At 51.3% G+C, this 13,303-nt stretch carries 8 protein-coding genes; 2 read left to right on the top strand and 6 right to left on the bottom strand.

Annotated features, from left to right (window positions below):
* Positions 1–13: 13 nt before the first annotated feature.
* The 6 genes from ACX93W_RS15355 to ACX93W_RS15330 form a co-directional block, all read right to left on the bottom strand.
* Positions 14–1,192, bottom strand: coding sequence for a Ger(x)C family spore germination protein (locus tag ACX93W_RS15355; protein WP_459393255.1), 1,179 nt, complete (start codon positions 1,190–1,192; stop codon positions 14–16).
* Complete coding sequence (locus ACX93W_RS15350; protein WP_459393254.1) at positions 1,189–2,706, bottom strand: spore germination protein; 1,518 nt, start codon at positions 2,704–2,706, stop codon at positions 1,189–1,191. Before ACX93W_RS15350 ends, ACX93W_RS15355 begins: the two co-directional genes overlap by 4 nt.
* Positions 2,707–3,007: 301 nt before the next feature.
* Positions 3,008–3,436, bottom strand: coding sequence for a hypothetical protein (locus ACX93W_RS15345; protein WP_459393253.1), 429 nt, complete (start codon positions 3,434–3,436; stop codon positions 3,008–3,010).
* A gap of 265 nt (positions 3,437–3,701) precedes the next feature.
* The gene (locus ACX93W_RS15340) at positions 3,702–5,639 is read right to left on the bottom strand and encodes an FtsX-like permease family protein (RefSeq protein WP_459393252.1); all 1,938 of its coding nucleotides are present in this window, start codon (positions 5,637–5,639) and stop codon (positions 3,702–3,704) included.
* Complete coding sequence (locus tag ACX93W_RS15335; RefSeq protein ID WP_459393251.1) at positions 5,629–6,390, bottom strand: ABC transporter ATP-binding protein; 762 nt, start codon at positions 6,388–6,390, stop codon at positions 5,629–5,631. Before ACX93W_RS15335 ends, ACX93W_RS15340 begins: the two co-directional genes overlap by 11 nt.
* Before the next feature lie 165 nt (positions 6,391–6,555).
* Positions 6,556–10,980: an AAA family ATPase gene (locus ACX93W_RS15330; RefSeq protein ID WP_459393250.1), complete on the bottom strand. Its 4,425-nt coding sequence runs from the start codon at positions 10,978–10,980 to the stop codon at positions 6,556–6,558.
* Between the two features lie 233 nt (positions 10,981–11,213).
* On the opposite strand from ACX93W_RS15330, the gene ACX93W_RS15325 reads away from it, so the two are divergent.
* A complete protein-coding gene (locus ACX93W_RS15325) occupies positions 11,214–11,402 on the top strand; it encodes a hypothetical protein (protein WP_459393249.1) in 189 nt (62 codons plus the stop codon).
* A 47-nt stretch (positions 11,403–11,449) separates the two neighbouring features.
* A partial coding sequence (locus ACX93W_RS15320; RefSeq protein WP_459393248.1) for a hypothetical protein occupies positions 11,450–13,303 on the top strand: 1,854 nt, incomplete at its 3' end.

Genomic DNA, 13,303 nt, shown 5'->3' with positions numbered 1-13,303 from the left:
CTGCCGCTCCTCTCTAGCCGGATTGTTGGGTGTTGAACATGCCGGGACGCAATATTTCCGCTTTTGCTTTAACCGTGACCTTGATTTTAGGGAATATATCGTCCCAATCTTTCTGATGTTTCTTCCATATATCCGGATATTTGCGGTGAAAGGCGCCGGCAAAGTTGAAAATGTCAGCTTTGTATTTATTTTTGGCATCGTTGACTGCTTGATTAATGCGCTGCTCGATATTTTTTTCAAGCTGCTGCTCAATGGCGTGCAAGCTTGCGCTGCTCTGGTTGATGTTGATTTCCGACGTATTTTGGATCAATTGATTTTTGCATTCGACTTCGATCGTGACGGACCATTCGCCGTTTTTGATGCTTGGTTCTACTCGGGAGCGATTACGCAAAAGTTTAACCGATAAAGTACCCTTCGAATCCTCCGGACGTATGGTGAGGGTCGCACTCTCCATTTCATTGATGGTCCACAGAATGCCTCTCGTCTCCCCGTTATCGGCCACGCCGACCAGCTTGTCGTTATGGAGGATGGCCGTTCCGTTAATGTAACCGACGCCTCGGGTAGGGTCTTTCTGGTTAGGGGCCTGCAGGAGCTCAACCCAGGGCAGCAGCGCCGTTTTGCTTTCGTTATCCAGCATTTCATTCAAATGAGCAATCGATGAGGTGATGCTCATTTTGTTATTAGCCATCTCCCGCAAAACCTCGGACGTATTGCGCTCCAAAATAGAATGTTTCTCCAATACCTTTTTTCCCTTGCCTTTGCTTACGAAAACGAATGCGCGCTCGCGCGGCTCTGAATCCCGCATTAAAAAATCCAGGTCTTCTCTTACGCCGTGTTTCACTTTATCCGCGCCAAATATGTAAACCTCGGAATGCCCCCAAAAAATTTTGCGCGAAAACTTCATCTGCAGCTGGGACAACGCATCGGCAATATTTTCGCCATAGGCGGATTGAACGAAGGTTGTCCCCGATCCGCTTGATGCTTTCCCGATCGATTCGCCCCCCTGCATTGAGGCTTGGGGAATATAGATTTGGATGCTTACTTCAATGTTCTTATCGTCCCATTGGTCAATGGCTACCCCAGTGACAAGGGCAAGGTCATTAATTTCCTTGCGATCCCAACAGCCGCCGAGCAGGGGACAAACCAGCAGGGCTGCTAACAAAAGCGCAGGCAAGCGGGTTCGCCGGCTCATGAGGAGGCTCCTTCTTCCCCTTGATCGGAACGATTGAAGGGGGACTGCCGGATTGTATTTTTTCGCCCGGTGAGGCTTGGCCGTTTGAGATTGCTCCAGATGGGCCCGCGCATGAACGTATCCAGCATCTCGCTCCATTTCATTGGCGCAAGGGGCTGCAAGTAAGGGACGCCAAGCGAGCGGATGGAGCATAAATGGATGATGATGGCGATTACGCCAAGCATCAGGCCGAGCAAACCAAACATTCCCGACAAAAACATAATGGGAAAACGCAGGACGCGAATGGCGATGCCGGCGCTGTATTGCGGGAGCAGAAAGGAGGCGATTCCGGTAATGGCAACGACCATAACCATTGGCGATGAGACAAGACCGGCCGAGGTGGCCGCTTGTCCGATGACGAGCGCGCCAACGATGCTGACGGCTGAGCCTACCTGCTTGGGCAGGCGAACGCCGGCTTCCCGCAGCGCCTCGAAGGAAACCTCCATCAGCAACGCTTCAACAAGCGCGGGGAAAGGAATTTCTTCCCGCGACTTCGCAATGCTGAGCAGCAGCGAGGTAGGCACCATCTCCTGATGGAATGTCAGCACCGCAACATAAAGGGAAGGCAGCAGCAGCGAAATCAGCAGGAACAGAAACCGCAGCCAACGAATGAAGCTGCTGATCATAAAGCGCTGATAATAGTCCTCCGGCGATTGCAGCATGGAAAAAAAGGTGGTTGGCGCAATGAGGCAAAAAGGCGTGCCGTCTACCATAATGCCGATCTTGCCCTCCAGCAGAGAGGCGCTGACAACGTCGGGACGTTCGGTGACCTGAATTTGCGGGAACGGTGAATACGGATGATCTTCGATTAAACCTTCGATATAGCCGCTTTCCAGCACGCCGTCGATATCTATTTTATCAATACGGCTTCTGACTTCCTCAACCAGCGAATGATTGGCGATCCCATCGATATGGGCAAGGATAATTTCCGTTTGCGTATACCGCCCGACCTGAATCCGGCTTAGCTTCAGGGCAGGATCTTTAATTTTGCGCCGCAGCATGGACGTGTTGACGCTGAGCGTTTCGGTAAAACCTTCACGCGGACCGCGGATGATGGATTCCGCAGCAGGCTCCTCGATGCCGCGCTGCTGCCATCCGGGCAAACTGACGGCAATGCCGAACGGCAGGTGATCGACGAGCAGCGCGACGCTGCCGTTTGAAATAAAGCGCAGCAGATCGTCAAAGCTGGCGGCGATGACCAACTGGCTTGTAGCGACAATAGAGCTTATGTAAGCGAAATCGATTTTGGAGGCATCAGCGCGGGCTTGCAGAAGCGGGGCCAGTACATGCAGGTCAAGAAGCTGCTCATTGATCATACCGTCAATAAACAGCAGAAAGGCATCCCTGCTACCGGCTAGCGGAAACGTTCTTGTTTTAATGTCCACGGAATCGTTATAAATCGCCTTAATGATTTCGACATTGTCCGCCAGCTCGCTGCTGAAGGGCATATGCCGGTATTCCATTATGTCGACCATCGAAAGGCTCCTTAAAATTGAAGAGTAGTTGCGCAAGTATAAGTTAAGGATATATTTTCCGATGGGGGCTTTTTTATTCTTTATTGGGAGAATTGTTTTTTCGACGGGGGAAGCCCAAAGTTGGAGGAACCACAAATGTTTCTCCAGCTTTGGGGCTTAATAAATTGACCTTTGAGAAGTTCCATGCTTCCGGTTACGCTAAATGCTCAGAGCATGGTGCTAATAAATGAGATTACAGAGTAGAAGAGAGGGTTTAGAATTTAGTGGCTCAAAAAATAGTAAAGCTTCCGGTTTACAGGCATTACGGGACGGCTTTAAATGTTGTCACTGTGGAATAAGAAGTATGCATCTTCTTATCTTTAATCGTAACCAAAACTCTCATGTTATGATCTGCCGCATACAATACTTCCGTATTGGATTGCGCGTTAGCGGAAAGAGCTGCCGCAGCAGCTGCTATTGCTGGACCCGGTCCTAAAAAGCCGATCAAAAGTCCGGCGATGGTTGCTCCGCCGCTGGTTGTGGCTCTCATTGTTTTGGCCATCGATTTAACTTGTTCCTTTGACAGATAATAGGAACCGAGCACGATATATTCGTCGTTTTTTGAATTTCCGCTCCCAATATAGCTGCTGGCATGCGCATTCGTATTTGCGATATTAGCTATAGGTAAAAAAACACCAATTGCAAGAGATAGAGAGAGTACAGTAGCAGTTCTTTTTATGAATTTTCCCATTTTAAACCTCCTGTTATTGTATTTTTTTGAATTCAACAGAATACTTCTGTGCTCTCTTCTAATCTGAATCTCAGTATTAATGGTAACATCCACAAATTAACAATACAAATACATTAAAAATTGTTAATAAATAGGACGTATGAACTAGTCGGTTTTTCCTCTACCAATTCATGCCGCTCAGCCTATGGTTGGATAACCATCGTTTCATTTCATCCTTATTTCGTATTTCGCCCAGCCGGGGCAATTGTAATACCGCGGTTGCTGGCTAGAGTGATTCTTTAATGACTTTTTTGCCATAGAAAACGGACAATACGCCGAAGATCGAGTAAAGCCCCCCGTAGACAGCCACCACGATCAGCATGGGCGTCCACAATTCGGTGCCGAAGAAAAACCAGCCGGAACGGACGGCATAGTAGCTATGACCAAGCCCAACAATCAGTGGAATGCCAAAGCCGAATAACTGCTTCAGGATAATGCCCGATAACATATCTCCCCTGCTGAAGCCTAGCTTGCGCAGGATGGTGAAGCTTGGTTTCTCTCCCTGGCTTTCCTCCATTTGCTTAAAGTACAGGATACAGCCGGAGGTCATCAGGAAGGCGAGCCCCAGAAAACCGACAACAAACAGAAGAAGGCCGAAGTTTTGCAAGGATGTTCTTTCGCTATCCAACTGAGAGCCATTGTAACGATTCTTGCTAAGCTCCAATGCCATAAACAGTTCATTTGCTTCCTCAATCTTCTCTTTGTCCGTTATACCGATTCCGATATAGGTGGAGGAGCCGAGCTGAAGCTCGGGATTTGCATCCTCTTTCAGACGCTGGAAAACCGCTTCGTCGACAATAGCGACGGGAAAATTGCCGTTAGAGAAGTATAGGGACACTAACGATTTCTTTTGAATGCCCTTGATATCCAGCGGGATCGTTTCCTTTATGCCGGTCAGCTCCATCCGACCTTCAAAATATCCCGGAAACAGGATTTTTAAAGCGTCGCTGTACCCTGAAAGAAACGTTTCGTGCTCGGAAAGATCCATGCCTTCAACCGAAGAATCGCTGATGACGCCAAGCGGTGTTTCTTTCGGCTCATCGCCTGATTTATCCACGCTGCCCAGCAGTCTTGCGTTGATCTGAAGCACGCCGATGCTGTTTTGTTCAAAGGAAATGCCACTTGCCGCGAGCTTATCACTGAAAGCATTGGCGTCTTCTTCATAGATAAAGGCAAAGTCGTCCGGAACAGTCGCTTCCGCCATTTTGCCCGCCGAGTAATAGGAAATGTAGCTCAAGGAAAGAAGACCAATCGCCAGCGCGGATACCGTTGTGATGATTGTCAGCAGCAGCGCATTGGACTGGATTCGAAACATGATGGAGGATAGCGACAGCACCTCCTTGACGGTCAAATAGCCGTTTTTGCGCTTGCGGGCCAGATGAAAGATGCAGCGAACTGAACCTTTATAGAACAAATAGGTGCCTGCGATGACGGAACCCAGAATCAGCACCATGGTTACCATCAATTCATTGACAGATCCCAAATTGGAGACGTTGAACAGCTGGGACGACGAGTAATAGCCGTAAATGATCAAGCCAAGGCCCGCAATTCCGGAAAACACCTCCAGAAACGTAAGCTTTCGTCCCTTATCTTCCGTCGAAGCCATCGTCTCAAATAAACCCAGGATGGTTTGCTGCTTAATAAAAAGGTAGTTGGACAGCATAATCAGCACGTAGATGGCCATGAAGACAAGAAGCGTCTGAATCAACGCTTGTATGGAAAAGTCCAGAGAGGCAGAAGCCTGAACCCCCGTCAGGTTCAGCAGTATGTTCATTAACAAACGCGACGAAAACAGACCGATTCCAACGCCAATGAGCAGAGAAACAAAATACAGCAGGAAGTTTTCCACCGTCAGGATGCGGAAAATACGGTTTTTGGTCATTCCGACAAGCTGGAACAGCGCGATCTCCTTGCCGCGCCGGCGGATAAACAGATTATTGGCGTATAAGAGGAAAATGCCGACGATGGCGACCAGAAGTATGGAGCTTGCGCCAATTGCAGCCGCTCCTTTGATTCCGCCCTTGAGCCGATCCACCGCAGGGTCGTATTGCAGAGTCACGAATGAAAAATACAAGGACGCGCTGAACACCAGCGCAAAGACGTACAAAAAGTAATGCTTCATATTTTCAATAAGGTTATGAAAAATAATACTTCTAATACTCAACCGGACGACCCCCCGCCAGGGCTTGGCTGCTCAGAATATCGCCGTAAAACGCCTCGCGCGTTTTGGAGCCCTTATGAACTTCGCTGTAAATCAGTCCATCCTTGATGAGGATAACCCGTCCGCTATAGCTGGCGGCTTCGACGTCATGCGTTACCATGGCGATGGTGCTGCCCATGGATTGATTGAGCTGGCTGAGCTTGTTCAGCAAATAATACGCGGATTTGGAATCCAGGGCGCCCGTCGGCTCGTCCGCAAACAGAAGGCTTGGGCGATGGATAAAAGCTCTCGCCGATGCAACGCGCTGCTTTTGTCCGCCGGATATCTCCCTTGGATATTTGTTCTTCAGCTCAAAAATGCCCAGCTCCGAAGCGATCATCCGAAAACGCTGCTCGGCTTCCTTGCGCGGCAGTTTGGTAACGGTGAGCGGAAGCATAATGTTTTCCTTGACCGTCAGCGTATCCAGCAGATGGTATTCTTGAAAAATAAAGCCCAAGTTCCGTTTGCGGAATTCCGCGATCCCTTTTTCGCTCATCCCGGTAATATCCTGTCCCGCAATGACAACGCTGCCGGAGCTAACCTTGTCGATGGAGGACAGCACGTTCAGCAGTGTTGTTTTGCCGGAACCCGATGCCCCCATAATGCTGACGAATTCGCCTTCATGGATGCTGAGGTCGATTCCCTTCAAGACGTCCTGACGATTATATTTATTGCCGTAAACCTTTTGGATTCCCGTTGCCTTCAAAATAGGCATGTCATTCACTCCTTAACCTTTATATCCCCAATTATAGAAAGGGCGGCTTCGAAGTGCCTTCGATTTGCCTTACAATTTAAAAGGCCCAAGGTGACAATGTTGTCACCTTGGGCCTGTGGAGGGAGCGGGCATTTGAGAGAATTTGTTGGTTCAGGTGCAGAAGCGCTAGTTCAGAAGCTTCAATTCCTTAGCTTGAGCGATCGCTTTTGTGCGCCGGTTTACTTTGAGCTTGGCAAACAGATTTTTGATATGGACCTTGACGGTGCCGGTTGCAATGACGAGATGTTCCGCAATTTCCTTATTGGACAGTCCGGCGGCGAGCAGGGCCAACACTTCAAGCTCGCGCTCTGTGAGAGGTTCCTCCAACGCTTCGGTTTGCTGCGACGCCGGTTTTTCAGAGGCGTTTTGGAGAGTCCCGGGTTTGTCGTCGGTATTTTGCAGGGCGCACAGGAACAAAGCGTGAGCGGCCATGGCGAGCAGAACCGGCTGGTGCCGGGAGGAAAAGACGCCAGTAGCATGCCGGTTTTCCAAATAAAGAGCGCCTTGCATTGTGCCGTGTACAGTAACGGGCAAGCATAACACCGACTGGGGCTTGTGCTCGGCAATATAGGGATTATGGTCCAGCCAGCTTTCTCCATCGGGTGAATAGCGAATCTCCTCTTGCGTCAGCAGCGTATAACGGATTACGCCTTCCGGCAAGGGGAGGGTGTCGTTCATTTCCGCCGGAGTGAAGGACTCGGGGAAATCCAAACAATAAAAGGACTGCGCGTAAAGCGTCTCGCCGTTGCCTGTCAGCAGGGCTCCCGTTGTGGCCCCGGCATAAGTAACAATGGTGGAAAGAATATTTCGCAAGGCCGTAGGCGTATCGTCCCTGCCGCCGATCATTTCGGCGGTTTTCAGGATCGCGTCCAGATCAAGCTGATGGCCATAGGGAGCATCGCCCATAAGCGGAGCCTCTGCGGCGGAAGACGGGCCCCGCGCAACGCCTGAAGCTTGATGCTCGGCAGACGTCGCGGGATTCGGCTCGTCTTGCCGGGCCCAAAGCGTCTCCAGCGCCTTCAGCTGCGTTACCTTGACGGCAAGCTCCCACCGGCTGTAGCCTTGAAGCGCCAGCTCCAGATAGTAGGAAGCGCTGTTGCGCTTGCCCTTTTCCCGGAAATGGCGAGCCGCCAGCTCCGCCGCGATGCTGCCTGCGGCAATATCCTCACTCTCCCGCGCCTCGCGAATGGCCTGGTCATACAAGGCTTCCGCTTGCTCCGGCTTTTGGGAGGCTCTGGCGCATTCGGCTTCCAACACAATGGCTCTCGACAAATATCTCGCGGGCGCAATGGACGCCCAATGCCGGTATCGCTCAAGGCCGCCCGCAATACTTCCCGCGTTGTGTCCGTCCGGCTCGTCCCATTCCAATGAAGCATTTCCAGGCTTGAGCGCAAGCCGTGCAAGCAGTTCGTAGAACAGCCCTTCCGCCAGATGCGGCAGATGAGTGGCGTAAGCCTCATGATTTCTGCCTTGGCGGGCCCACTCCGCCGCCTCCCGATAATACCCCAGCAGGAAACAGAGCTGCGTTTTGTAAGCGCAGTATTGAAACATCGTTGTTGTGGCCGTTTCGCCGTCTGAAATCCGGGACAAAAATTCATCCTCGTCGAATTCCCCGCTAGTGAAGCTTTGTGGCGAAGAAGTGGCTCCTTGCAGAGCAAGCGCGAGCTGCCGGTACAGGTAAAGATTTTGCAGCACAAAATCATCCCGGGTTGTCTCCAGGACGGCCATATAATCACTGATCGTCCGGTTCAGCCGGCTGAGGGGCACTCTGGCATAGATGCTATTCACATGCGCCCCCACCGCATAACTGGCGAAAATATAGTCGCCGGATTCCATGCCGCTGGACAATGCCTGAGCCAGATAGGCCTCGGACTCGCGGGCGTCTCCCGCAAACTGGTTAAGCACGCCGCCATAGATGGTATAGGTTTTGCTTTTGACGGATGCCAGATTATAACGGACAGATAACTCCACGCCCACTTTGCCGACGGCTTGGCCAAGCCTGTAATTGCCCAGATCCATGCCAAGCAGCATGCCTGCGGCGGCATATACCGCCGCCGATACTGGCGTATTGCCATATTGCAGCGAAAGCTCCAGCGCTTTGCACATCAACTGGGCATATACATTTTTGTTTGTAAAAAAGGTGGAGGGCGTAATGGCAAAGATCAAATTCATGGTCAACATTTGTTCCGGGTCGGACATGTTGGGAAGATCTGCAAGCTGTTCCAGCCGCTCTGTCAGGACCTGTTCAATGCGGACTGCCTCCGCCTTTAGCTGGTTTTGCTCCAGCTGCGGCGAGATATCTATGCCATGCTCGCGCAGGCAGGTCAGGCCAAGCTCGGTCCCCTCCGCATATCTCCCTTGATTGATCAATTGCATAATACGGAGCATCTGCACACGAGCTCGTTCCGCCTTGTGGGCTGCGCGCTGCAGAAGCAGCTGTATTTCTCTCTCCGATTCGCCGTGGCTGCCGCACAAATAGAGACATTCGGCACGTTGAAGCCGCAGCTCGAATCCCAGCTCCGTGTCCCGTTCCGCCGGATAAGGCTGGAGCAGCTCTACGCCTTTGTCAAAATAGGACAAGGCCATATCGTACGCCGACGATGCTTTTGCACCGATCCCGGCATCCAGATTGCGGCGGGCAAGCTTTGCAGAAGCGGCTGAATCATGAATGGTGTCCGAGCCTTGATTCAGGTGGTTGATGGCATCAAACGGAATATCCCCGCTATCGCCATGCCGCGTGAGCAATATTTCTCCAATGGCTTGATGAAATGCCTGCTTGATCTCCTTGTCCAGCTCGCTGTAGATCAGCTTCTGTATGCTGTCATGAACAAAAAAGTATCGATCCGGCCGGGAAGCCTTGAGCAGTCCTTCCGTTTCCATCTCGGCCCATTCATTTATGGAAGGCGTCTCGCCAGATGCCTCGGCGATGACGGCAGGGTCAAATTCGCTTCCTATACATGACGCCATTTGCAGCAGTCTGCGCCCATTGTCCGAAAGCTTTTCCAAGCGATGGCGAATCAATGTTTGCACGGCGTAATGGGGAGAAAGGGTCATCATTTGCCCGATATCCCACTCCCAAGAGCGCTTTCCCTCATCGTAGCGAATAATGTGATCGTCGCGCAACCGGAGCAAAATTTGCCGGAAGTGAAAGGGATTCCCGCCCGACTCGCGATACAGCATTTCCGTCAAGGGATATGCAAAATCCGCATGGATATCCAGCGTTTCCGACATCATTCGACGTATATGCTCTCTATCAAGCGGGGCAAGGTTTAGATGGCGAACGGCAGCCTGATTGGAAATGATTCCGTTCTCCTCGTAGCCGGGCAAGGTTTCCTCGTTTAGCTCAAAGGGCCGATAAGCGCAAACAAATAATAAATACTGGCATTCCGGATCACACAGCAAGGCATGCACCAATTGAAGCGAGGAGGCGTCGGCCCACTGCAAATCGTCGATAAACAGCACAATGGGACAGTCTCTGGATGCCAGTGCTTGGGCAAATCGCCGAAACGTATAAATGAACCGTTTTTGCGACTCGTTGGCGGGCAGCTCCTCGGGGGAGGGGCAAATGCCCGTCAGCAGTTCCAGTTCCGGAATAATGGCAGTCATAATGGCGGCGTTGGCGCCAAGCGCAAGGAGAAGCCGGTTTTTCAATTGCTCCTTTTGTGGATTGCCTTCGCCCAGCATATGGCGGACAAGGCCGCGGAACGCCCCGATGACGGGCTGATAAGGCACGCCGGTGGCCAGCTGCTGGAACTTGCCGGCGATATAATAAAAGCGGTGCGATTGCCGCAATTCCCGGAACGCTGCCTGAATCAAGCTTGTTTTGCCAATGCCTGCATCGCCGGACACGTACACCATCTCGGTGGAACCAAAGCAGGCGGAATAGAACGCCTGTGTCAGCACGTTTATTTCGTATTCCCGTCCATAAAAGCTTTGCGCCTCCATAATGGCATTGCCGTTTGTGTCGGAATGGTCCAAATCATAAATGAGCTGGTCCGCTGTTTGATAACGTTGATCCGGATTTTTTGACAGTAGCTTCATGATAATCCGTGCAAACTGTTTCTCCGCCAATGGCGCTCCCGGCGCCGACAGCGGCGGCGGGGTTTGGGCCAGATGCATGTAGACCCATTCCAGGGGAGAAGAGGCGGAAAAAGGAGGCCGTCCGGCAATCAGCTCGTAAAGAATAGCGCCCAGCGAATATAGATCGCTCCGCTCGTCGACCCCCCGCTGCATTCTCCCCGTGCTCTCCGGCGCGCAGTAAGGCAAACCGTCCGGATGGCTGCCGTATTCTGGAGTCGGAGGAAGGTTATGATCGCTCTGATTCCTTATATTCCCGCGTCCGGGACCGGCAAGGCGAAGCCCTTCTCCATCGGCGCTGACGATGAACTGCTCCGGCCTCAAGTCCAGATGAAGCTGCTGCTTCAGGTGCAGCTCGCGGAGACATGAAGCTGCGGCTTTTGCCAGTTTGCGGAGCAACGATCCTTCCTTATAGGAAAGTCGGCGCATCCAGTCTCTTAATGTCATTTCCGACCCATAAAGCTGGTTGGTCATACCCGAACACCCCAAATTAGGGCGTGTTTGCAAACATCATGGGTCTGCAAACAGGCCCTAGATTAAATTAGCCGTTTTTTCTTTATTGTACTGGAAGCAAGGACGAAATTGTACCTCTATATGAATTGTCGAAAGATACTCCTTTTTAGGTATGGAGTAATGGCTTCGTTTGACCTATTTTTAGGAAGCCGATAAGTCGCGTGAAATCCATTGGAGAAGGATGGGGAGAAAGCATGAGCGATTCCATAATTGCTTCTATTATTGTGCTTATTGCGGGAGTGGGACTTTATATCAGCCTTTGGTATCATGCCATTTATACGGGCTGGAAGTTTGCCAGATGGTACTTTGGCATTGTGCTGGCTCTTGCCGTCATTGTTGGGGGCTGCTACGAGCTATTCCATATGACATGGCTGTCGGATTAAGAGTATAAGCGCAATTTCATATGATAGGAAGAGAGGGAAAGGTTCTGATGAACAAAAAAAGGATGTTGTTTTGGCTATCTGCGTTTGTTGTGCTGCTTCCATTAGTAGGTGCCTTGTTGACTCCCGTATTGACTGCGCCGATCAGAGCGGCAAGCATTGGCGGTCAAATATTAACCGGCTATACAACCTATACCAACAATACGTATGACGGATGGGCAACACATTATACCTACAGCATAAATGGTTCTATCCAAAACAGCACGACTCCCCCGGCGGATGTGGATTGGGTTACGCCGTCGGTTTTTTACGATAATGGTTGGGCGAGGTCTAGCTGGAATCCGGTGTTTACCTATAGCAACTATGATACCATCGGGCAAACAAGCGATCCGTCAGCCATTCCTGCAACAGCGACCTGGGCTACGATTACCTCCTTCCAGATCGAAGCAACAGGCATGAATAAATCAATCAGTGACACCGTTTTCCGCTATTCACTTGATGGAACAACCGTACTTACGACCAATAATGCGCTGAATATTCCTCCAAATGCGTTGTGGGCGACACTTCACTCCTTTACGGATGGCTGGAGCAGTACCTTCAATCACACCTATTGGACATATGAGCTGAGTCGCCCTGTTCCAAATGCGGCTTCATTGACCGTTTCTTCGGACAATGGTTATCCCGGTTATGCAAGAGCCGGAGATAGAGTGACCGTCCAGCTTGAAACGGATATTGCCATTCAAAGCCCTGTTATCAAAATTGCCGGAACGACGGTGGCGGCAACTGGAAGCGGGACAAGCTGGAGCGCCAGTTTGACGCTGACGGATGCGATTCCGGAAGGGGCTGTGTCTCTGTCGGCGGCTATGTTTTCAGAGAGAGGAGCGCCAGGCGCCATTCTTACCGCGACGACGGATCAGTCTACGATAATTTTCGACAAAACGGCTCCTCTGCTTGCTTCCTCGCTTTCGCCAAGCGGTCCAAGTAATGGAGATGTTGCGGTTCAAGCTTCGGCGACGGAAGCAAGAAGTTTAATCGCCAGTTTCAAGTGGGCGTCCGGGAATCGGAATGTCAATTATTTTGCGTCGCAGGGTCATGACCTTTTGGGAGGAAATGCCGGGGAGGCGGTAGCGACAGGCAGCTTCATGGCGACAGAGAACGGGGCTTTTACTCTATACGCCCGCGATATTTTAGGCAATGAAGCGGTGCTTCCGATTACGATCTCCTCCATTGATAGGGTCGCGCCGGTCATCACGTTGGCGGCTTCGGGGACGGGAGCTCCAACCAATACGGATGTTGAAATCAGGCTCGACGCATCGGATAATGTAGGCATTGCCAAGCGGCTATGGGCGACAGGGCTGCAAAACGCGGCTTATTTTCAGAGCGGAAACGGGACTTCGTTGAGTGATCGATTCTATGCAACACAAAATGGCGTTTATTCCGTATACGTGGAGGATACGGCGGGCAATGGCGCTCTGGAGACGATTGAAGTCTCCAATATATTCAGGCAGGCACCTGAACTGACATTAACACCTTCGCCGAGTGCCCCGACCAACGGTAACGTTGTGGTAGGCATTGAGGCTTCAGTTGCTGGCGAGGCAGCGGGCAATAGCCTTGCCGAGCTTCGTGCAGCGAAGGGTGATCAAGCTGCCGCCTATTTCATCGGCGGTGGCGGCGAGGATGTTTTGAGCGCAGCAGAGTTCATAGCTGATGAAAACGGCACATACTCTGTTTATGCGCGTGATGCTGCTGGCAATGACAAAGTGGAGACGATTGAAGTCTCCAATATATTCAGGCAGGCACCTGAGTTGACATTAACACCTTCGCCGAGTGCCCCGACCAACGGTAACGTTGTGGTAGGCATTGAGGCTTCTGTTGCTGGCGAGGCAGCAGGCAATAGCCTTGCC

The sequence above is a fragment of the Paenibacillus sp. CAU 1782 genome (genome assembly GCF_054551715.1).
This window is presented reverse-complemented; position numbering and strand designations above follow the sequence as displayed.